At 61.5% G+C, this 21,562-nt stretch carries 23 protein-coding genes; 17 read left to right on the forward strand and 6 right to left on the reverse strand.

Annotated features, from left to right (window positions below; translation table 11 throughout):
• Window positions 1-7 precede the first annotated feature (7 nt).
• The 3 genes from purF to AB4Z19_RS10375 are packed head-to-tail and all read left to right on the forward strand — an operon-like array spanning window position 8 to window position 3,629.
• Window positions 8-1,534 (forward strand): amidophosphoribosyltransferase, encoded by a 1,527-nt coding sequence (gene purF / locus AB4Z19_RS10365; RefSeq protein ID WP_442026381.1) that lies wholly within the window; start codon window positions 8-10, stop codon window positions 1,532-1,534.
• Window positions 1,534-2,766, forward strand: a complete 1,233-nt coding sequence (locus AB4Z19_RS10370) for a cystathionine gamma-synthase family protein (protein WP_442026380.1) — start codon at window positions 1,534-1,536, stop codon at window positions 2,764-2,766. The genes purF and AB4Z19_RS10370 overlap by 1 nt, the downstream gene beginning before the upstream one ends.
• Window positions 2,763-3,629, forward strand: a complete 867-nt coding sequence (locus AB4Z19_RS10375) for a hypothetical protein (RefSeq protein WP_442035207.1) — start codon at window positions 2,763-2,765, stop codon at window positions 3,627-3,629. Before AB4Z19_RS10370 ends, AB4Z19_RS10375 begins: the two co-directional genes overlap by 4 nt.
• A 21-nt stretch (window positions 3,630-3,650) precedes the next feature.
• On the opposite strand, the gene AB4Z19_RS10380 is transcribed toward AB4Z19_RS10375, so the two are convergent.
• On the reverse strand, window positions 3,651-4,274 hold the full coding sequence (locus AB4Z19_RS10380) for a glutathione S-transferase family protein (protein ID WP_442035208.1): 624 nt from the start codon (window positions 4,272-4,274) through the stop codon (window positions 3,651-3,653).
• Entirely contained in the window at window positions 4,274-4,981 is a 708-nt protein-coding gene (gene lexA / locus AB4Z19_RS10385) for a transcriptional repressor LexA (RefSeq protein WP_442029067.1), read from the reverse strand. The genes AB4Z19_RS10380 and lexA overlap by 1 nt, the downstream gene beginning before the upstream one ends.
• Before the next feature lie 126 nt (window positions 4,982-5,107).
• Between lexA and AB4Z19_RS10390 the strand changes: the two genes are divergently transcribed.
• The 11 genes from AB4Z19_RS10390 (at window position 5,108) to AB4Z19_RS10440 (ending at window position 12,735) form a co-directional block, all read left to right on the forward strand.
• Window positions 5,108-5,569 carry a hypothetical protein gene (locus tag AB4Z19_RS10390; protein WP_442029068.1) on the forward strand — a complete coding sequence of 154 codons (462 nt, stop codon included), beginning with the start codon at window positions 5,108-5,110 and terminating at the stop codon, window positions 5,567-5,569.
• A 435-nt stretch (window positions 5,570-6,004) separates the two neighbouring features.
• Window positions 6,005-6,385, forward strand: coding sequence for a 30S ribosomal protein S6 (rpsF, locus tag AB4Z19_RS10395; RefSeq protein ID WP_130311009.1), 381 nt, complete (start codon window positions 6,005-6,007; stop codon window positions 6,383-6,385).
• 20 nt (window positions 6,386-6,405) lie between these two features.
• Entirely contained in the window at window positions 6,406-6,696 is a 291-nt protein-coding gene (priB, locus tag AB4Z19_RS10400; RefSeq protein WP_442029070.1) for a primosomal replication protein N, read from the forward strand.
• Window positions 6,697-6,728: 32 nt separating this feature from the next.
• Entirely contained in the window at window positions 6,729-7,019 is a 291-nt protein-coding gene (gene rpsR, locus AB4Z19_RS10405; protein ID WP_057259638.1) for a 30S ribosomal protein S18, read from the forward strand.
• A 33-nt stretch (window positions 7,020-7,052) separates the two neighbouring features.
• On the forward strand, window positions 7,053-7,505 hold the full coding sequence (gene rplI / locus AB4Z19_RS10410) for a 50S ribosomal protein L9 (protein ID WP_442035209.1): 453 nt from the start codon (window positions 7,053-7,055) through the stop codon (window positions 7,503-7,505).
• Between the two features lie 86 nt (window positions 7,506-7,591).
• A complete protein-coding gene (locus tag AB4Z19_RS10415) occupies window positions 7,592-8,992 on the forward strand; it encodes a replicative DNA helicase (RefSeq protein ID WP_442027615.1) in 1,401 nt (466 codons plus the stop codon).
• Window positions 8,993-9,048: 56 nt separating this feature from the next.
• Entirely contained in the window at window positions 9,049-9,675 is a 627-nt protein-coding gene (locus AB4Z19_RS10420; protein WP_442027616.1) for a DUF47 domain-containing protein, read from the forward strand.
• Between the two features lie 15 nt (window positions 9,676-9,690).
• A complete protein-coding gene (locus tag AB4Z19_RS10425) occupies window positions 9,691-10,701 on the forward strand; it encodes an anion permease (RefSeq protein WP_442035210.1) in 1,011 nt (336 codons plus the stop codon).
• Window positions 10,702-10,813: 112 nt separating this feature from the next.
• Window positions 10,814-11,350, forward strand: a complete 537-nt coding sequence (locus AB4Z19_RS10430) for a helix-turn-helix domain-containing protein (RefSeq protein WP_442035211.1) — start codon at window positions 10,814-10,816, stop codon at window positions 11,348-11,350.
• The gene (locus AB4Z19_RS10435) at window positions 11,338-12,300 is read left to right on the forward strand and encodes a GNAT family N-acetyltransferase (RefSeq protein WP_442035212.1); all 963 of its coding nucleotides are present in this window, start codon (window positions 11,338-11,340) and stop codon (window positions 12,298-12,300) included. Before AB4Z19_RS10430 ends, AB4Z19_RS10435 begins: the two co-directional genes overlap by 13 nt.
• A 9-nt stretch (window positions 12,301-12,309) precedes the next feature.
• Window positions 12,310-12,735 (forward strand): GNAT family N-acetyltransferase, encoded by a 426-nt coding sequence (locus tag AB4Z19_RS10440; RefSeq protein ID WP_442035213.1) that lies wholly within the window; start codon window positions 12,310-12,312, stop codon window positions 12,733-12,735.
• Here AB4Z19_RS10440 and AB4Z19_RS10445 read toward each other — a convergent pair.
• The 4 genes from AB4Z19_RS10445 to AB4Z19_RS10460 are packed head-to-tail and all read right to left on the reverse strand — an operon-like array spanning window position 12,732 to window position 16,734.
• Entirely contained in the window at window positions 12,732-13,124 is a 393-nt protein-coding gene (locus tag AB4Z19_RS10445) for a VOC family protein (RefSeq protein ID WP_442029476.1), read from the reverse strand. The two genes, AB4Z19_RS10440 and AB4Z19_RS10445, sit on opposite strands and share 4 nt — an antisense overlap.
• Window positions 13,125-13,127: 3 nt before the next feature.
• Window positions 13,128-13,463: a YciI family protein gene (locus AB4Z19_RS10450; RefSeq protein WP_442029478.1), complete on the reverse strand. Its 336-nt coding sequence runs from the start codon at window positions 13,461-13,463 to the stop codon at window positions 13,128-13,130.
• Window positions 13,464-13,472: 9 nt separating this feature from the next.
• Window positions 13,473-15,833, reverse strand: a complete 2,361-nt coding sequence (locus AB4Z19_RS10455) for an ATPase, T2SS/T4P/T4SS family (protein ID WP_442035214.1) — start codon at window positions 15,831-15,833, stop codon at window positions 13,473-13,475.
• A 7-nt stretch (window positions 15,834-15,840) separates the two neighbouring features.
• The gene (locus AB4Z19_RS10460; RefSeq protein WP_442025828.1) at window positions 15,841-16,734 is read right to left on the reverse strand and encodes an MBL fold metallo-hydrolase; all 894 of its coding nucleotides are present in this window, start codon (window positions 16,732-16,734) and stop codon (window positions 15,841-15,843) included.
• A 178-nt stretch (window positions 16,735-16,912) separates the two neighbouring features.
• On the opposite strand from AB4Z19_RS10460, the gene AB4Z19_RS10465 reads away from it, so the two are divergent.
• From AB4Z19_RS10465 to AB4Z19_RS10475, 3 genes are all read left to right on the forward strand, one after another.
• Window positions 16,913-18,529 carry an HD domain-containing phosphohydrolase gene (locus AB4Z19_RS10465; RefSeq protein WP_442025829.1) on the forward strand — a complete coding sequence of 539 codons (1,617 nt, stop codon included), beginning with the start codon at window positions 16,913-16,915 and terminating at the stop codon, window positions 18,527-18,529.
• Window positions 18,529-20,781: a CHASE2 domain-containing protein gene (locus AB4Z19_RS10470; protein WP_442035215.1), complete on the forward strand. Its 2,253-nt coding sequence runs from the start codon at window positions 18,529-18,531 to the stop codon at window positions 20,779-20,781. The genes AB4Z19_RS10465 and AB4Z19_RS10470 overlap by 1 nt, the downstream gene beginning before the upstream one ends.
• A 127-nt stretch (window positions 20,782-20,908) precedes the next feature.
• On the forward strand, window positions 20,909-21,559 hold the full coding sequence (locus tag AB4Z19_RS10475; protein ID WP_442025831.1) for a hypothetical protein: 651 nt from the start codon (window positions 20,909-20,911) through the stop codon (window positions 21,557-21,559).
• Window positions 21,560-21,562 lie beyond the last annotated feature (3 nt).

Genomic DNA, 21,562 nt, shown 5'->3' on the forward strand with positions numbered 1-21,562 from the left:
GCACACCATGTGTGGCATCGTCGGCGTCGTTTCCCATCAACCTGTCAATCAGCTGCTGTATGACGCATTGCTGCTTTTGCAGCACCGCGGCCAGGATGCGGCAGGTATCGCGACCAACCAGAACAACACCTTCTCCATGCACAAGGCCAATGGCCTGGTGCGCGACGTTTTCCGTACCCGCAATATGCGTTCGCTGAGCGGCAATTCCGGCATCGGCCACTGCCGCTATCCGACCGCCGGTTCGTCCAGCGAAGAGGAAGCGCAACCGTTCTACGTGAACGCGCCCTTCGGCATCACGCTGGCGCACAACGGTAACCTGACCAACTGGGAACAGCTCAAGCAAGAGATGTTCAAGAACGACCGCCGCCACATCAACACGGACTCCGACTCTGAAGTCCTGCTGAACGTGCTGGCCCACGAAATCACCCGTTTCTCGACCGGCTTCACGCTGGAGCCATCGACGCTGTTCAAGGCGGTGCGCGAAGTGAACCGCCGCGTGCGTGGCGGCTATGCTGCGGTAGCGGAAATCGCCGGCGTGGGCATGCTGGCCTTCCGCGATCCGAACGGCATTCGTCCGCTGTGCCTGGGCGAGAACGAAACCCCGCAAGGCAAGGAATACCTGATCGCTTCCGAATCCGTTGCGCTGGAAGGCATGGGCTTCCGCTTTGTGCGCGATGTGCTGCCGGGTGAAGCAATCTTTATCGACAAGGATCACAATCTGTACGCCGAGATCTGCGCCGACAAGCCTGCGCTGAATCCTTGCGTGTTCGAATACGTGTACCTGGCGCGTCCGGACTCCGTGATCGATGGCGCTTCGGTGTACAACAGCCGCCTGAAGATGGGCGAATACCTGGCCGACAAGATCAAGCGCGAAGGCCTGGCGGATGACGTTGATGTCGTGATGCCGATTCCGGATTCGTCCCGTCCCGCCGCGATCCAGCTGGCGATGCGCCTGGGCGTGGATTACCGCGAAGGCTTCATCAAGAACCGCTACATCGGCCGTACCTTCATCATGCCGGGCCAGGGCCTGCGCAAGAAGTCCGTGCGCCAGAAGCTGAACGCGATTGCCGACGAATTTAAGGACAAGGTCGTGCTGCTGGTGGACGACTCCATCGTGCGTGGCACCACCTCGCGCGAGATCGTGCAGATGGCACGCGAAGCCGGCGCCAAGAAAGTGATCTTCGCTTCCGCAGCGCCGCCAGTGCTGTACCCGAACGTGTACGGCATCGACATGCCGACCCGCGATGAACTGATCGCCCACGGCCGCACGGTGGACGAAGTGTGCAAGGAAATCACCGCCGACGCGCTGGTGTACCAGGACCTGGAAGACCTGAAGCGCTCCATCTCGGACGTGAACCCGGCATTGACCCAGTTCGAAGCGTCCTGCTTCGACGGCAAGTACATCACCGGCGACGTGTCGCCTGAGTACCTGGACCGTCTGGAAGCGTCGCGCCACAATCCGAAGAAATCGGACAAAGCCGAAGATGCCGCGCGCACCCAGCTGAACCTGAACACTGCGACAACGGAATCGTAATGAAGAACTACGGCTTCACCACCACCATCCTGCACAACGACCGCCAGAAGGGCATCGAGCACGGATCGCTGCACAAGCCGATCCACACTTCGGTGACCTTCGGCTACGCAGACGCGCGCCAACTGGCGTCTGTCTTCCAGGGCAAAGAGCCGGGCTTCCGCTACGGCCGCCAGGGCAATCCGACCGTGTCGGCGCTGGAGGATAAGGTCAACAAGATGGAGCAGGGCGTAGGCACGATCTGCTTCGCTACGGGCATGGGCGCGATTGGCGCCGTGTTCCAGGCGCTGCTGCGTGCCGGTGACCATGTGGTGTCGTCGTCTTTCCTGTTCGGGAATACCAACTCCCTGTGGCAGACCGTCGCAGGGCAGGGCGTGGGCGTGGACTTCGTGGACGCGACCGATGTGGCCAATGTGGCTGCGGCCCTGAAGCCGGAAACGCGCATCGTCTTCGTGGAGACGATCGCCAATCCGCGCACGCAAGTGGCGGATCTGAAGCGCATCGGCGAGCTGTGCGCCGAGCGCGGCATTCTCTACATCGTCGACAACACCATGACCTCGCCTTATCTGTTCCGTCCGAAGACGGTCGGTGCAGGCCTGGTGGTGAATGCGCTGACCAAGTCCATCGGCGGACACGGTAACGCGCTGGGTGGCGCCCTGACCGATACCGGCGCTTACGACTGGACGAAATTCGCCAATATCTTCGACAACTACAAGAAGAACCCCGCGCCGATGTGGGGCCTGGTGCAGATCCGCGCCAAGGGCCTGCGTGACTTCGGCGCTTCGCTCGGTCCTGAAGCGGCGCACCATATCGCTGTCGGCGCCGAGACGTTGGCGTTGCGCATGGAACGCACCTGCACCAACGCGCAGGCGCTGGCCGAGATGCTGGAAGCGGACGACCGCGTGGCCGCCGTCTACTATCCTGGCCTGAAGTCGCACCCGCAGCACGATATCGCTTCGGAGCTGTTCAAGGATTACGGTTCACTGCTGTCCTTCGAACTGGCGGAAGGCATCGATTGCTTCGATTACCTGAACAAGCTGAAGCTGGCGATCGCAACGTCCAACCTGGGCGATACGCGCACGCTGGTGATTCCGGTGTCGCATACCATCTTCTTCGAGATGGGGCCGGAGCGCCGTGCATCGATGGGCATTGCCGATTCGCTGATCCGTGTATCGGTCGGCATCGAAGACACGGCCGACCTGCTGGACGATTTCCGCTCCGCGCTCGACGCATGATGCGCCTTCGCTGGATGCCGGCTGCTGCGTTGTCTGCCGCGCTGGCACTGCCGGCGTATGTGGCTCTCGCGGCCAGCACCGTCACCGTGCCTGTCGAGCTGCAGGACGGCCGTCCGGTGGTGTCGCTCAAAATCGCGGGCAAATCCCATCCCTTCCTGCTGGACACCGGCTCCAACACGGCGCTGCATCTCACGCCGGACTTGCTGGCCAAGGTGCCGGGCTTGAAACTGACCGGCCGCAAATTGCATACGCGCGACCTGTCCGGCCAGGAGCAGGAGGCCGACGAATTCGTGATTCTCGATCTGGTACTCAACGGTGTGCATTTCGGCGAAGTGCGCGGCCAGGCGTTCAAGCCCTGGGGCCTGCACCTCGGCGAACCGCTGCCGCAGCCGGAAGACAAGTTCTCCGTCATCGGCCTGCCGCTGTTTGCGAAGCAGGCTTTCGTGTACGACTACAGCGCGCGCCAATTCAGCTTTGGCGCCAAAGTGCAGCATGGCGGCCTATGGAAGGTGCTGCCTTACGAAGCGAGCAAGGAAGGACTGGTGGTGCGCTTCGTGAACCCGCGCACCAGCTACCGGCTGGTGCTGGATTCGGCGTCCACAATTTCGGTTGTAAGCCGCCAGCGTGCAGAGGAAAAGAATGACGAAACCGGCACGTGTCCGATGAATATTGGGCCGGGCCGCGGCTGCAACTACGTCGAGGCGGGACTGGGCGACGATGGCATCAGCTTCCAGCCATTGCTGCACGACCTGCCCGAACAATTCACTGCCGACGGTATTGCCGGCGCAGACTTCTTCCAGCATTACGCTGTCTACATCGACCAGGCCGGCGGCCAGGTCGCAGTGCGCCGCAAGGATCGCTGAGGCGCGCTTAGTACGCCTTCGCTACCAAGGGGCGGCCCCTGGCATCTGGTACGGGTGGCGCCAGCCGGGCAGGGCGCGGATGCGATCGAGCCAGGCTGCAACGCGCGGCGGATAGCTGACGTTGGCTTGTTCAGGCCAGAACAGGTAACCGCAAAGCGACAGGTCGGCAATGCTGGGCTGATCGTCCAGCAGGAACTGGCGGCCGTCCGTCAGTTCCTCATCCAGGCGCACCATATCGTCATCGAAGCGGCGGCGGAACCATGGCAGCACGGTGCCTGCATAGGCACCGGCATCGTCGAACTTCTGGCCATAGCGCAGGTGGGCCATGGAGAAGCCGATGCGGTTGGCTTCCCAGAACAGCCATTCGCGGCAGCGTTCCAGGCGTTCCTTCGATTCGCCGCCCCATGCGCCGAGATGTTCGGCCATGTGCAGCAGGATGGCGTTCGATTGCACGTACGGTTTGCCGTCGTGGACCAGCAAGGGCACTTCGCAGTATTTGGCCAGGCTGCGGAAGGGCTCCGGGCGATCGGCCCGCGCCAGGCGCAGGTCGATCTCTTGGTACTCGTGCGGCACGCCCGCCACTTCCAGTAGCAGCTTGACCTTGTAGCTGTGGCCGGACTCGCAGTTCCCGTACAGCTGGATCATTAGTGCCAGGTCCTCATCAGGCCCACGGCCAGGCCTTCCAGCGCGAAGTCGTCTTCCGGCGTGACGGTGATGACCTTGAAGTCCGGGTTTTCCGGCAGCAGTTCGACGGTGGAGCCGGATTTGCGGTAGCGCTTTACCGTCACTTCATTGCCGATGCGCGCGACCACGATCTGGCCGTTGCGGGCGCTGTCGGTCTTCTTCACCGCCAGCAGGTCGCCGTCCATGATGCCGATGTCGCGCATCGATTCGCCGCGTACTTTCAGCAGGAAGTCGGGCTTGGACGAGAACAGGTTGGGGTCAACGTTGTAGCTGGTTTCCAGATTTTCCTGCGCCAGGATAGGCGAGCCTGCGGCCACGCGGCCGATCAGCGGCAATGAAACCAGCATGCCGGCGGGTACCTGGGGCAGGGCGTCGTCGTCAGTATGGACGGTGGCGCGGCGCGAGCTGGTTGCTGCGCTGCTTGCCGCACCGGTGCCCGATGCTGCGGCGCCGAAGCTGCCGGTCAGACGGATGCCGCGCGAGGTGCCGGCAGTGATCTCGATGGCGCCCTTGCGCTGCAGGGCTTTCAGGTGTTCTTCGGCAGCGTTGGCGGACTTGAAGCCGAGTTCCGCGGCGATCTCCGCGCGGGTCGGCGGGAAGCCGGTGTTGTCGATCGCGTCCCTGATCAGATTGAGGATTTGTTCTTGACGTGCTGTGAGCTTGATCATGGTACGTGTGCTGTGGATATAGACAGTCTGTATTTTTGTACAGTGTGGACCATAATGCAAGCAAAATTGTTGCATCCTGAGAAAAATTTCGGCTTAATGTCGAAACGACAATGCTCGGAGGACGGGATGGGACGCTATGCTTTCTTGCTCGCTGCTGGTATTGCGCTGTTCGGCGCACTGATTCATTTCCTGGCACCTCTGTTGGGAGCGGAGTGGTACGCGTTCTTCCAGGCGCCGCCTGCCGTGGTCGCCTCGGCGCGCGGCGGCACTGCGCTGGCGCCGCTTGGTTCGGTGGTGATCGGCGGACTGATGCTGTTATGCTCCCTGTACGCACTGGCTGGCACTGGTGCGCGCCGCCTGCGCTGGTTGCCGTTTGTCCCGCAGGCGCAAGGCACGATCGCCGCCGTCTGCCTGCTCCGCGGCCTGCTGCTGGTACCGTCCGTGATCAAATTCCCTTCGCATGTGACCACGTTTGATGTGGTCGCGTCCCTGATCTGGTTTGTGACGGGCGTGGCGTTCGTGATCGGCATCCTCTCGCGCCAGCCGGTGCGAATTCCTTCCTTACCTGAGGGGCAGCCCGGCAACTGACAGCGCCGACGCCGGCGTCTTTTCCTGCACCAGCGCAATGCCGAGCTGCTGTGGCTGGCGATCTGTGGCGGTGTGGCGCAGGGCCAGTGTTTCATCGTCAATCGCACCGAAGCGCACGCGGAGCAAGCCCCGATCTTGAGATGCGGATCGGAAGGCAGTGGCTTCATCCAGTCTGGAACATCGTATAAATCATTTCCCTGTTGTGCGCTCCATTCGTGTCGCGAAAACAATATTGCTCATTCCAGTCGATGACTGCCTGCACATCAGGGAAGAAAAATGCCCCAGCATGCCTGTTCGCCGGCCAGCCAGGCTTGAGGCAAAGCAGGGAGGTGCTTGAGCTGGCTGGGAAAAAGTGGTATATTTGCGGGCTTACCTCTTCCCACACCTGTCTTGACGCCAGGGTGGGCTATTTTCACAGTCCTTAAGGGAGTTTACATGCGTCACTACGAAATCGTATTTATCGTCCATCCGGACCAAAGCGAGCAAGTGCCCGCGATGATCGAACGTTACAAGACCAGCGTGACCTCGCGCGGCGGTAACGTGCACCGCGTGGAAGATTGGGGCCGCCGTCAAATGGCGTACTCGATCCAGAAGCTGGCCAAGGCACACTACATCTGCATGAACATCGAGTGCGACAACGAGACTCTGGTCGAACTGGAAACCGCATTCAAATTCAATGATGCCGTGCTGCGTCACCTGACCGTCAAGATGAAGAAAGCGGAAACCGCTCCTTCGCCAATGATGAAGTCGGTTCAGCGTGAAGACGCGGCCAAGAGCCATCGCGCCGAAGCACCAGCAGCTCCTGCAGCGGCCTAAGTCCTGATCAGGAAGAAGGTCTGAACCAGCTACGAGTCATTGCCCTCATCACCGAACGGGACAGCGTCCGCTACACCCCGGCCGGTCTGCCGATTGTGAATGCAGTATTGCAGCACAGTTCGCAACAGATGGAGGCAGGCATCGCCAGACTGGCCGAGTTTGAGATCCCCGCCGTTGCGGCAGGCGATATCAGCAAACGGTTCAGTGAAGCGACCCTCGGCGGCATCTATGAGTTCACCGGATTCCTGGCCAAGAAAAACCGCAATAGCAGAACCCTGGTATTTCACATCATTGATTTTCGTACCGTCTGAGACGGTGCAATTTTTAGATACAGGAGCCTAAAATGGCATTCGGTAAAAAGTTCGACAAAAACAAGCTCAAGCTGAAAGAAAAGCGCAAGCAGCAAAACCCTCTGTTCAAGCGCAAGAAGTTCTGCCGCTTCACCGCCGCTGGCGTTGAGCAAGTGGACTACAAAGATGTAGACACCCTGAAAGACTTCATCCAGGAAAACGGCAAGATCATGCCAGCACGCCTGACCGGCACCAAGGCGCACTACCAGCGTCAAGTTGACACCGCTATCAAGCGCGCCCGCTACCTGGCCCTGCTGCCATACACCGATCTGCACCACGCTTAATTAGCGATCAGATCAGAGATCCTGGAGAACACTATGCAAATCATTCTGTTGGAAAAAGTTGTTAACGTCGGCAACCTGGGCGACGTGGTAAAGGTCAAGGACGGTTACGCACGTAACTTCCTGATCCCGCAAAAGCTGGCTCGCCGTGCGACCACCGCTGCTGTGGCTGAATTCGAAGCCAAGCGCGCTGAACTGGAAAAAGCTGCTGCTGCCAAGCTGGCTGCTGCCCAGGCACAAGGCGAAAAGCTGAACGGCATGACCGTGACCGTGGCTCAGAAAGCTGGCGTGGACGGCCGTCTGTTCGGTTCCGTGACCAACTTCGACATCGCTGAAGCCCTGACCAAAGCTGGCTTCGCCGTGGAAAAAGCTGCCGTGCGCCTGCCGACCGGCCCGCTGAAGACCGTTGGCGAATTCCCGGTTGCTGTTTCCCTGCACACCGACGTGCTGGCGGAAGTAACCGTTGCCGTGGTTGGCGAAGCTGCCTAAGTAATTGTTGTACAAATAGAAAAGCCGGGCGGCAGCGCCCGGCTTTTTTATTGCCAGTAAGTTTGATCATCCTCGAAGCAGGTATAATGCGCGCCATGAATCCCGCTCCATCCGCCGACCCGCAAGTCGATGCCCTCCGAATCCCGCCGCACTCCATCGAGGCAGAGCAATCTGTCATCGGCGGCCTGCTGCGTGATAACGCGGCATGGGACCGTATTGCGGACTTGATGCGTTCGGAAGATTTTTACCGCTACGATCACCGCATCATCTTCGAACAGATGGTTCGCCTGATTAACTCGGGCAAGCCGGCCGACGTGGTGACCGTGGCAGAAGCCCTGCAGATGCTGGGCAAGGCCGAGGAGGTAGGCGGCATGGCCTACCTGAACGCGATGGCGCAGAACACGCCGTCCGCCGCCAACATCCGCCGTTACGCCGAGATCGTGCGCGACCGCGGCGTGCTGCGCAAGCTGATTACCGTGGCCGACGAAGTGTCGGGCAAGGCCTTCAATCCGCAAGGCGCGGAAGTGAAGCAGATCCTGGACGAGGCCGAAGCGAAGATCTTCGCAATTGCCGAACAGGGCTCGCGTGGTGCGGCCGGCTGGCTGCCGGTGCAGCCCCTGCTGACCCAGGTGGTCGAGCGTATCGATGAACTGTATTCGCGCGACACGACCTCGGAAGTGACGGGTGTGCCAACCGGCTGGATCGATCTGGACCGCATGACCTCCGGCCTGCAGCCGGGCGACATGGTCGTGGTGGCAGGCCGTCCGTCCATGGGCAAGACCGCCTTCTCGATGAACATCGCCGAAAACGTCGCAGTGGAAGCCGGCCTGCCGGTGGCCGTGTTCTCGATGGAGATGGGCGGTGTGCAGCTGGCCATGCGTATGCTGGGTTCCGTCGGTAAGCTGGACCAGCACCGCCTGCGTACCGGTAAGCTGATCGACGAGGATTGGCCGCGCCTGACCGCCGCCATCCAGAAGATGAACGAAGCCCAGGTGTTTATCGACGAAACGCCGGCGCTGAACCCGATCGAGATGCGCGCCCGTGCGCGGCGCCTGGCCCGCCAATGCGGCAAGCTGGGTCTGATCGTGGTCGACTACCTGCAGCTGATGCAGGGCAGCCAGCCGGGCGACAACCGCTCGGCGGAGATTTCCGAAATCTCGCGTTCGCTGAAGGGCCTGGCGAAAGAGCTGCATTGCCCCGTCATCGCACTGTCCCAGCTGAACCGCTCGCTGGAACAACGCCCCAATAAACGTCCCGTGATGTCCGACTTGCGCGAATCCGGCGCTATCGAGCAGGACGCGGACGTGATTATTTTCCTGTATCGCGACGAAGTCTATAACCCCGACTCGCCGGATAAAGGTACTGCTGAAATCATTATCGGTAAGCAGCGTAACGGTCCGATTGGCGCCATCCGCCTGACCTGGATCGGTGCGTACACCAAGTTTGGCAATTACACCGGCAATCTGTCGATCTACCAGGGCGACTGATAAAGCCAGGGGCTGCGCTCTGCGGCCCGCAATGAATCAACCAACGGAGAAAAAAAATGTTTGGACGTTTGATGCCCACCGAGGGCAAGTTCTTTGACATGTTCAACCAGCACGCGGAACTGTGCGTGAAGGGCGCCAAAGAAATGGTGGGCCTGATGACTAATTTCGATGACCTGGAAAATCGCGTGCATGCGATCGAAAGCATCGAGAAGCAGGCTGACAAGATCACCTACGCTGCAGTGGACCTGCTGCACAAGACCTTCATCACGCCGCTGGACCGCGACGACATCCACAAGCTGATTACCAAGATGGACGACATCCTGGACTTGATGGAAGACGCTGCCCAGACCGTGTCGCTGTACGACCTGCATTCCGTGACGCCGGAAGCCAAGCGCCTGGCCGAGCTGGTGCTGGCCTGCACGGAAAAGGTCAAGGACGCGGTGGCCCTGCTGTCGAACATGGACAACGCGCGCCAGATCGTCAGCATCTGCGAAGAGATCGACCGCCTGGAATCGGACGCCGACCACGTGATGCGCGCTGCCATGTCCAAGCTGTTCCGCGATGAACCGGACGTGCGCAACCTGATCAAGATGAAGGCCATCTACGAAATCCTGGAAACCGTTACCGACCGTTGCGAGGACGTGGCAAACATCATCGAAGGCATCATCGTCGAAAACGCATAAGAATAAAGACCATCCATGCAGACCTTACAAATCAGCATCTACGCCCTGTGCTTATTGATCTTCCTGGCGTTGGTGTTTGACTTCATGAATGGCTTCCATGATGCAGCGAATGCGATTGCGACCGTCGTTTCGACCGGTGTGCTGAAGCCGCAGACCGCCGTGGCCATGGCCGCCTTCTTTAACTTCGTTGCAGTGTTCGTGGTCGGCCTGAAGGTGGCGACCACCATCGGCAAAGGAACCATCGACCCGCAGGTGGTCGACCATTACGTGATCTTTGGCGCCCTGTGCGGCGCCATCGTCTGGAACGTGATCACCTGGTACTACGGCATTCCATCGTCGTCCTCACACGCCCTGATTGGCGGCCTGGTTGGCGCAGCCGTCGCCAAAGCGGGCACCGGCTCGCTGGTCGGCGGCGGCCTGCTGAAGACCGTGATCTTCATCGTGGTATCTCCGCTGATGGGCTTTGTACTGGGCTCGCTGATCATGCTGATCGTGTCGTGGGTGTTCGTGAAGTCCACGCCGCGCAAGATCGACGGCTGGTTCCGCCGCTTGCAGCTGTTTTCGGCAGCCAGCTACTCGCTGGGCCACGGCGGCAACGACGCACAGAAAACCATGGGCATCATCTGGATGCTGCTGATCGCGACCGGCCACGTGTCGGCGACCGATTCCGCGCCACCGACCTGGGTCATCATCGCCTGCTACGGCGCGATCTCCTTCGGCACGCTGTTCGGCGGCTGGCGCATCGTGAAGACCATGGGCCAGCGCATCACCAAGCTGAAGCCTGTTGGCGGCTTCTGCGCGGAGACCGGCGGCGCGATCACGCTGCTGATGGCATCCTTCTGGGGTGTGCCGGTTTCGACCACGCACACCATCACCGGCGCTATCGTCGGCGTAGGCTCGGCACAGAAGATGTCGGCAGTGCGCTGGGGCGTTGCGGGCAATATCGTGTGGGCCTGGATCTTCACCATTCCTGCATCGGCCTTCGTGGCGGCGATTGCGTGGTGGGTCGGTAAGCACATTATGTAATCCGCGCTGCGGCGCGCAAGAAAAGGGGCCTGCGGGTCCCTTTTTTTCGTTCTTGCGATGTTCTCATATTTGAGATATATTCTCTTATATGGGAAATTCATTTGAAGATCGATTGGTTGAGCGGCTGGCGGCGTTGCGCGAGGAGCGCGGCATGTCGCTGGAAGAGCTGGCCACAGCCAGCGGCATCAGCCGCGCCACCTTGTCGCGTCTGGAGCGCGGCGAATCCAGTCCAACCGCAGCGCTGCTGGGCAAGCTGTGCGCGGTGTACGGCATGCCGATGTCGCGCCTGATTGCGGAAGTGGAAGTGCAGCCCGTGCAGCTGATCCGCGCGGCCGATCAATCCGAATGGCACGATCCGGACACCGGCTTCGTGCGCCGCATGATCTCGCCGCCTGCGCGCGGCTTCAAGGCCGAACTGATTGAAGGCCGCCTGCCGGCCGGTGCGGTGATCGACTATCCGCAGCCGCCGGTGCGCGGCATGGAGCAGCATATGTGGATGCTGAGCGGGGTGCTTGATTTCACGGTGGATGGCGTCGAACATCGCCTGCACAAGGGCGACATGCTGCGCTTCCATCTTTACGGCGCCACGCGCTTTTCCTGTCCCGGCCCGCACGCGGCCCATTACCTGATTGCGATATGCGAACCATAATTGAGCTTGATGCCGCGGGCTTGCGCGCCCACGCCGATGAACTGGCCGAGGTGCTGCGCGATTGTGTGCTGAACGGGGCCAGCGTCGGTTTTGAGTTGCCGTTCCCTGAAGCCGAAGCGCTTGCGTTCTGGCTTGGCCTGGTGCCGGCTGTCGAACGCCGCGAACGCCGCCTGTTCGCCGTGCGTGATGATGCCGGTGTCATCTGCGGCACGGTGCAGCTGGTGTTGGCGGGCATGCCCAACGGCCGCCACCGCGCCGAGATTGCGAAGATGCTGGTGCATTCGCGCATGCGCCGCCAGGGCATTGCGCAAGCACTGATGCTGCATGCGGAAGCCATCGCGCGCACGGAGCAGCGCTCCTTGATCGTACTGGACACCTGCACCGGCTATGGCGCCGAGCAGATGTACCTCAAGCTGGGCTACCAGGAATGCGGGATCATTCCCCAATATGCCACCATGCCCGACGGCACGCTGGGCGCAACCACCTTCATGTACAAGCTGCTGCCGCGCGTGGCGGCGGAAGATCCGGAAGGCGACGATGCCGCGCAGATGATCGAGGAACTCAACGTCACGCTCAAGCTGATCACCGGCGACAGCGGCCGCACGCTGTTCAGCGCCGACGATGTGCGCGGTCCGTCAGCGCGCTTTGCCGTGGCGCGTGATGCGCAGGGCAGGGCGCTTGGCTGCGGCGCTTTCCGTCCGCTGGCGGAAGGCGTCGCGGAAGTGAAGCGCATATATGCCCGCGACGGCTCGCGCGGCATAGGCAGCGCCATTCTGTCCTGGCTGGAGGCGGAAGCGCGTGCATTGGGCTACCGCGCGCTGCGGCTCGAAACGCGCGTGGTGAATAGCCGTGCGGTGAGCTTCTATATGGGCCGCGGCTATGCGCGCATTCCCAACTTCGGTCATTATGCCGGTAACGACGCTGCGGCGTGTTTTGAAAAACAGCTCTAGGAGACCAAGTTGGCCATCAGCTGGATTGAAACGACCAATACGCTGGACTGGGAAGAACTGTCCGCTCTCTACTACGCTTCGCTCGGCCCCAAGGACCCGCCGCGTTTGAAGCTGACCTTCTCCAACAGTATGTTCAAGCTGTTCGCTTACGACGACGGCAAGCTGGTTGGCGCGGGGCGTGCGCTGGCCGATGGCATGGATTGTTCCTATCTCTGCGACGTGGCCGTACTGCCCAGCCACCAGGGCACGGGACTGGGCAAGGCCATCGTTGCGCATCTGCTCGAGAAGTCGCGCGGACACAAGAAAATCATTCTCTACGCGGTGCCGGGCAAAGAAAACTTCTACCGCCAGTTCGGTTTCCGCCGCATGACAACGGCGATGGCGATCTTCGAAGACCAGGCGGCGGCTGCCGATCGCGGCTACCTCGCCGACTAGCCAGCCTCGTGGCAGCAAACGCAGAGTTTGTTGCCGTCCGGGTCGCGGAAATAGGCGCCGTAATAGTTGGCGTGGTATTCGGGACGCAGGCCCGGCTGCCCTTCACAGCAGCCGCCGTTCGCGAGCGCCGCGGCATGCGCACGGTCGACCGTGGCGCGATCCGCAGCCTGCAGCGCCGTCATCTGTCCATTGCCGCACGTCGCGGCCTGGCCATCGAATGGACGGCCAATCAGAAACAGCGGACGCCCGCCCGCCGCCGGCTGCCACCCTGCCCACGGACGCGCATCGTCGCGAAAGCGTAGCGTATGACCCAGCGCGGACATGAGCGCTGAATGAAAGCGGAAGGCCGTATCGAAATCGCCGACGCCGAGAAAGATGTGGGAGATCATGCGCTAACTGGAGTTGCCGGTACGGGCGCCGGCGTCGATGTGCAGGCTGCCGGGCAGATAGTTGCTGACAGGGCGTATCTCGAAACTCGCACCCTCGAAATGCAGGGCACGGGCGATGCTGGCGGCTTCGTCGTCATTGCCGCAATCGACAACATACATCCCCAGCAAATCCGCGCCCGCAGCCGGCGCATTGGCGACGGAGCCTAGCCGCATCACAGGCCCCAGCCGGCCCTCGCGCGCGAGCCGCTCGCGCAAAGCGGCGTGGCGATCGAGCACGGCGGCTTCCTGTTCCTCCGTCCATCCGGCGACGGAACCGTAAATCATGATGGAGTACAACATGAGCCCTCCTTACTTGATGCAGACTGCGCGCACGGCCTTCACATCGGTGATGCCGAGCAGGATTTTTTCGATGCCGTCCATCTTCAGCGTGAGCATGCCGTCTTCCAGCGCGGCAGCCAGCAGCTGGGCGACGCGGGCGTGCTCCTGCAGCAGCTTCTTGACGCGGTCGCTGCCGATCATCAGTTCGTGCAGGCCGACACGGCCGCGATAGCCCTTGTTGCACTCGTCGCAGCCCACCGGGCGATAGAGCGTGAACTGGCCCTGCGCATCGGCATAACGCTCCTGCCAGCCTTGCGCGACGCGAGTGCGTGCGGCACGGGCATCTTTCTTGAACGCTTCCGTGTTTTGCAGCTCTTCGCAGTATTCGGACAGCATCAGCTCCAGCTCCGCTTCACCGGGGTGATAAGGCATCTTGCAGCTGTTGCACAGACGCTTGGCCAGACGCTGCGCCAGAATCCCCAGCAGAGCATCGGCGAAGTTGAACGGGTCCATGCCCATGTCCAGCAGGCGCACGATGGACTCCGGTGCGCTGTTGGTGTGCAGCGTGGCAAACACCAGGTGGCCGGTCAGCGAAGCTTCAATGCCCATGCTGACGGTTTCCTTGTCGCGCATTTCGCCAACCATGATCACGTCCGGATCGGCACGCAGGAAGGCGCGCATCACGGTCGCGAAGTCCAGCCCCGCCTTGCGGTTGACCTGCACCTGGCGCAAGCCTTTCTGCGTGATCTCGACCGGGTCCTCGGCCGTCCAGATTTTCGTTTCCGGCGTGTTCAGATAATTCAGCACCGAGTGTAGGGTGGTGGTCTTGCCCGAGCCGGTGGGGCCGCAGACAAAGAACAGGCCGTAGGGTTTCTCGATGGTGGCGCGCAGGCGGTCCAGGTTGGCGGGCAGCACGCCCAGCTTGTCCAGCGGGATCGGTTCGCCGGCGGCCAGGATGCGCATCACCACATCTTCCACGCCGCCGGTGGATGGGATGGTGGCCACGCGTAACTCGATGTCCAGGGGACCGTATTTTTTGAACTTGATCTTGCCGTCCTGCGGCTTGCGGCGCTCGGAGATATCGAGGTCGCACATGATCTTGATGCGCGCCACCATCGCTGCACGATAGGCGGCCGGAATCTCGATATACGGCACCAGCGAGCCATCCTTGCGGAAGCGGATACCGGTCTTGCCTTTGCCGGGCAGGGGTTCAATGTGAATGTCGGACACGCCCTGGCGGTAAGCGTCGACGATGATCTTGTTAATCAGCTTGACCAGCTCATTCTCGACCGCTTCGGAGACTTCGGCCTCCTGCTCCTCGTCGTGCTCCTCCATGCCGGACAGCAGCTCGCCCACGCTGGTGCTATCACCGCCCGAGCCGTAGAACTGGTCCACCGTTTGCGCGAACTCGCGCCCCGTGGTCACGCTGTACACCACTTTCGACCGTGGGAAGATCTGGTTGACGATGCGGGTCTGCATGATGCGCTCGGGATCGATCGTCATCACGTGCAGGCCGTCCTTGTTCTCGTCCAGCGGCAGCCAGCCGGATTCCTCAATGTACTGGCGCTTGAGGTTCTTCAGCAGATCGATTGGTTTGACGCGATCGCCTTTGTAGGGCTCATACGGCACGTGATAGAAGCGCGCCAGCGAAGCGCCGATGGCGGGCAGCTTGACGCTGAACTCGTCCAGCAGCACGTCTTCCACGCGCATATCCTTCTTGCGCGCGGATCGCACCGCCAGTTCCAGCTCCGGCCCCGCCAGTACGGCATCGGTCACCAGGCCGTCGTAGCGCGTGCGCACCTGCGCCGCCGGCTTCAGGCGCTGGCACAGCGCCACCGACAGTGTTTCGCACAGCTCGCGCACGCCTTCCGCCGCCAGTTGCGGGAAAGGACCGCCGCCGCGGTGGTTGATGAACTGGACCACGCCCAGCAGCTCATTGCTGGATTCCGCGATCAGCGGCGCCACCAGCATTTCGCGGGTACGGTAGCCGGTGCGCTGATCCACACCCTGCTGGAAGTGCAGATCCGGCGAGATGCGCTTCAGTTCCGCCGTGTCGTAGACGTCGGCGATATTCAGCGTCTGGTGGGTGAGGGCGACAAAGCCCGCAATGCTGCTGGGCGTAACGGCCAGCTTCAGATCACGGAAGGTGGTCAGGCCCGTCTTCACCTTGGAGACGATGTAGTCCTTTTCGTAATCCATCGCGTACAGCGTGAAGCGGTCGCAATTCAGCAGGTCGCAGAATTCCATGCCCAGGTCGAGCATGATTTCGTCGATATTGCTGGTGGCGTGGATCTTGGTCGTTACGGCCTGCAGCTTGCGGAAGAAAGCCAGGCGCTGTGCGGTTTCACTACGCAGTGGAGTTTCGGGAGTGTCGAGATCGGCGTCGCTCATTTTGCTTTTACAGAACTACTTCCAGTCCTTCATAAGCCAGGAAAACCTGGAGTCCGTTGAGCTGGGATTGGTAGCGCGCCATCACTTCCGCGAACACGGCTTCCAGCTCGTCGTCGCTGCGGGTAGGTTCGTGATGAGTGCAGTAAAGCTTTTTTGCGCCGGCGCGCAGGGCAATGGCCAGTGCGGAGTCGAACGTGCCGTGGCCCCAGCCGACTTTGGAAGGATACTCCTCGCGCGTGTAGGAGCAGTCCATTACCAGCACGTCCACGCCGCGGATCAGTTCATCGATGGCCGAGGTGCGCTGTTCCACATGTTGCTGGAACACGGCATGCTCGGGGTGATCCGCCGGATAGATATTGAACAGGGGCTCGTGGTCGCCAGAAAAGAACATGGACTTGCCATTGCAATCGATGCGGTAGCCCAGGTCGGTGACCGGATGGCTCATCACCACATTGCTGACCAGCGCGTCGCTCACCGGTACCGGCTCGCCCACGGTCAGAGTGCGGTATTCGATGGTGGCGTCCATCTGGGTTTCGCTGACGGGGAAGTAGCTGTTCTGCAGTTGCACGCCCATCACATGTTCCACGCCTTTGCCGGTGTCCGGATCGGTGGCGCCGTGCAGGCGCACGCGGCTGCCCTTGATGAACAGCGGCGAAAAGAAGGGCAGACCATGGATATGGTCCCAATGGCTGTGGGTGATGAAAATATTCGCTTCGATAGGACGTTTGCCCGAGGCGACCAGGGATTGCGCCAAGGGGAAAATGCCGGTACCGCCGTCGATGACAATCAGGGTGTCGTCATCGGTGCGCACTTCGATGCAGGTGGTATTGCCGCCGTAACGCACCGTGCGCGGGCCCGGCGAGGGGATGGAACCACGCACCCCCCAGAATTTGAATTTCATCGATCAAAGTCCCTAGTATTCGCTCTCGTATTGCCTTGCTGCTAATGGTAGTGATTGATGTAGCAAGTGCAACTAAATCCCTGCGATGATAGCGTTTTTTCACAGGTTCCGGACCGATTTTCCACATTTGCGGGCGTTGCAATATACAACCGTTTGCTCAGGAGATACACTTTCGGCCATGGAACACCTGACTCTGACCCAAATCACCCAGCGGCTGGAACAGCTGACGGAACTGAGCGTCGCCCTGGGCGATGTGCGCGACATCGATCTGCTGCTGGAGCGCATCCTGCTTGTGGCGAAGGGCATGACCCATGCGGATGGCGGCACCCTGTACCGGCCCAGCGACGACCGCAGCGCCCTGTGCTTCCATATCAGCGTCAATGACAGCCTGAAAATCCGGCTGGGCGGCAGCGGCGGGCATGCCATCGATATTCCGCCCGTGCCTCTGCTGCGGGAGGACGGCGACAAGAATATGGAGTCAGTGGCCGCTTACTCGGCCAACGCCGGCAAGTCGGTGAATATCGAGGACGTGTATGAGTCCAGCGAGTTCAATTTCTTCGGCATGCGCAAGTTCGACGAGCAATTCCACTACCACTCGCAGTCCTTCCTGACGGTGCCGATGCACGACCACGAAGGCGAGCTGCTTGGGGTGCTGCAGCTGGTGAACGCGAAAAATCCGGCGACGGGCGACATCATCGCCTTCACGCCGACCGATCAGCGTTTCATCGAAGCGCTGGCCGCCCAGGCCGACGTGGCGCTGACCAATCAGCGCCTGATCGCCCAGCTGGAAGAACTGCTGGAAGCCCTGGTCAATCTGATCAACATCGGCATCGACGAAAAATCCCCTTACACCGGGCGGCATTGCCAGTTTGTGCCGATTCTGACCATGATGCTGGCGGAAGCGGTGCACTTGACGGAAGAAGGTCCGCTGGCCGGTTTCAGCATGACGGACGGCGACCGCAAGGAACTGTGGCTGGCCGGTCTGCTGCACGATTGCGGCAAGATCACCACGCCGGTTCACGTGGTCGACAAGGCCACCAAGCTGCAAACCATTTATGACCGCATCGGCCTGATCGACACCCGCTACGAAGTGCTGATGCGCGACGCCGAAATCCGCGCGCTGCGCAATCAGCTGGATGGCGGTGACCCTGCGGCTATCCGCGACCGGCTGGAAAAGGAACTGGCCACACTGCGCGAGGAGCGCGACTTCCTGCGCCAGGCGAATATTGGCGGCGAGGGCATGAAGCCGGAAGACCAGCAGCGCGTGCATCAGATCGCGGCGCGGCGCTGGGTGAATCCGGACGGCGCGGAGCAGCCCTTCCTCAGCGAGGAGGAAGTGAGCAACCTGACCATCCGCTTCGGCACCCTGACCGACGATGAGCGCAAGATCATCAACAACCACATCGTGATGACGGTGCGCATGCTGGAATCGCTGCCGTGGCCCAAGCATCTGCAGAACGTGCCGGAATATGCGGGCGGCCACCACGAACGCATGGATGGCAAGGGCTATCCGAAAGGCTTGCGCAAGGAAGAGATGTCGGTGCCGGCGCGCGTGATGGCGATCGCCGATATCTTTGAAGCGCTGACCGCGCGCGACCGCCCGTACAAGAAGGGCAAGATGCTGTCCGAGTCGCTCGACATCCTCGGTAAATTCAGCCTGAACGGCCATATCGATCCCGACCTGTTCGATATCTTTATCCGCAAGAAGGTCTATCTGGAATTCGCGCGCAAGCATATGGACCCACGCCAGATCGACGAGATCGACGAGTCGCGTATTCCGGGCTACACGCCTTGATGCGCAAGCTGCTTGCCCGCCACGGCGCGCGCTGGCTGATCGGCCTTGTGCTGACGGGCCTCGCCGCGCTGCAACTGGCGGGGCAGCTGCATTCCGAGTCCATCGAGCGCATGGACACCTTTTTCTCCGGCTTGCGCATGCGGCTGGACAAGCCGGAAATCGATCCGCGCATCGTGATTGTCGATATCGATGAACGCAGCCTGGCCGAAGTGGGGCGTTTCCCCTGGAGCCGCGACAAGCTGGCGCAACTGGTGCAGCAGCTCACGCAGCACTACCAGGCGGCGGCGGTGGGCTTCGACATTTCCTTCCCCGAGCCGGACACCAGTTCCGGTTTCAATGTGCTGCAACGCCTGTCGCAGCGCGAGCTGAAAGATGTGCCGGGCCTGCAGCATCAGCTGGACCAGCTCGAACCGCAGATGGATTACGACGGCCTGTTCGCCAAGGCGATGGAAGGGCAGCCGGTGGTGCTGGGTTATAGCGTGTCCGGCGCTCAGCGCAAGGGCGTGTTGCCCAAGCCTGCGTTCACGGTCGATTCGCTGAATGGCCGCACGCTGGACGCTTACCGCATCGACGGCTATGAAGCGAACATCCCGCGTCTGCAGCAGGCGGCACAAGGCGCGGGCATCTTTACCGCGCTGCCGGATGCGGACGGCGTGGTGCGCAGCTCGGCGCTGCTGCAGCGCATCGGCGATGGCTACTATCCGACGCTGTCCCTGGCCACGGTCGCCACGGCCCTGCGTGCGCGCGCCATTGCGCCGCTGTGGGAAGGCACGGTCGACACGCTGAGCGAGGCGCAGCGCAAAAGCGGCGGGCTGGATGCGATCGCCCTGTTCCATCCGGAGGGCAGCGTGCGCATTCCTGTCGGGGAAGGCCTGACAGCCGTAGTCGAATTCCGTGGACGCGGTGGGCCGCAGGGCGGGGCCTTCAGGTACGTGTCCGCCGTCGATGTGCTGAAGGGACGTGCCGATCCGAAGCTGCTGGAAGGGACGATTGTCCTTGTCGGCACCACGGCGCCGGGCCTGAATGATTTGCGGGCCACGCCGGTGAATGCGGAATATCCCGGAGTGGAGATCCATGCGAACCTGATCAAGTCCATCCTCGACCAGAGTTTCAAGGCAAGGCCGGATGTGGCGACAGCGCTGGAAGTGATCCAGGTGCTGGTACTGGGCATCGCGTTGACGCTGGCGCTGCCGGTGATGGCGCCGGCCTGGTCGATCCTGCTGTCGGTGGCTGCCGCGATGGGCGCGGGCGCTGTCAATCTCTACTTCTACAATCACTACGATGCAGTGCTGAAGCTGGCGACCATCCTGCTGCTGGTGCTGGGCCTCTTCATCTTCAACCTGGCCTGGGGTTACTTCTTCGAGGTGCGGCGGGGCAGGGCACTGGTGTCGCGCTTCGGCGAATACGTGGCGCCGGAGCTGGTGGCCGAAATGGCCGAGGACCCGGAAAAATACAATATGGATGGCGAGAGCCGCGAACTGACCGTGATGTTCGTGGACGTGCGCGGCTTCACCACCATCTCCGAAGGCCTGACGCCGAAGCAGCTGCGTGAGTACATCAATCTCTATCTGACGGCGATGTCGGAAGATATCCGCGACAGCCACCGCGGCACGCTCGACAAATACATCGGCGACGCCGTGATGGCCTTCTGGGGCGCGCCAGTTGCTTTCACGGACCATGCCAGCCGCGGTGTGGCGACGGCGCTGAAAATGCAGCAGAGCGCGGCGCGGCTGAATGAAGACTTCATCAAGCGCGGCTGGCCTGAACTGAAGATCGGCATCGGCCTGAACTCCGGCCTGATGCATGTGGGCGATATGGGTTCCAGCATCCGCCGCGCTTACACGGTGATGGGCGACGCGGTGAACCTGGCCTCGCGCCTGGAGGGCATTACCAAGGTCTACGGCGTGGGCATTACTGCCGGCGAAGCGACGCGCTCAGCAGCGCCGGAATTCGCCTGGCGCGAACTGGATCTGGTGCGCGTGAAGGGAAAGAACGAACCGGTGGCCATTTTCGAACCGGTCGGACTGGATAGCGAGATGGACGCGGCCACGCGCGATGAACTGCGCGACTGGCATGCAGCGCTGGCGCATGTGCGCGCCCAGTGCTGGGACGAGGCGGACGCGGCGCTGGCTGAGCTACAGGCGCGCCAAAACCGCCTCCTGTATGCGCTGTATGTCAAGCGCGTCGCGTTCTATCGTGAACACCCGCCCGGCGAGCGTTGGGACGGCGTCACAACCTTCGAAACAAAATAGGAAGCACTCAACTTTGCAAGCCTCAGCGGGCGTACAATAATCCTATCCTTTCAGCGAACTCACACTATACTGAAAGTAACGAGAGTTGCTCTGAATCTAGGCAAGTTGCATTGCCGGGAGAGCTGAAATGAAGTCCTGTGGCGTATCGATCGTGGCCGGGATCGCGTTTGCGTCGGCCTTCGGAACCGTTGCGGCAGCACAGCCGTACTCGGACACACCCAAACCGCGGACGAGCCCTTCAGCGCCTGCTTCCCCCCTTACTTTCGACATCGCCGCCTACCAGCGTTCGTCCGCCGATTTTCCCGGTCCGCCCACTAGCAATATCACCCTGCGCCTGGCCGCCACACTGACTCAATCGCTGCCGCGCGACTGGCTGGTCAGTGCCAGCGTCAGCACGCAGTACGGGACGGACAACCTGACCCAGCAGGAAATCCTGGCGCCCGCCGCTTCGACCAGCCTCGCTTTGATGACCAAGCGCGACTATTTGCGCGACGGCGGCTTTGCACAGAGCGTTGAGCTGCACACGCCCAATCTCTGCGCCGCCTGGCTGTACACCTGCCGGGCGATCATGTTCTACGACCGTAATTACATCCGCTACAACCGCGATTACGGCGGCACCCTGCGTAGCGGATCGATCGGCAGCGTCGGCATCGGCATGCGCATGCAAGTCAGACGAAACATGAATCTTCAACTCGACGCCGGCCGCGTCACCCGCAACAGCCAGATGCCGGACGATGCCCGCGCCCGGGTCAGTCTGCGCCTCGGCTACAACTTCTAAGTC

The organism is Pseudoduganella sp. RAF19 (assembly GCF_052114165.1).
Taxonomy (GTDB): domain Bacteria; phylum Pseudomonadota; class Gammaproteobacteria; order Burkholderiales; family Burkholderiaceae_D; genus Rugamonas.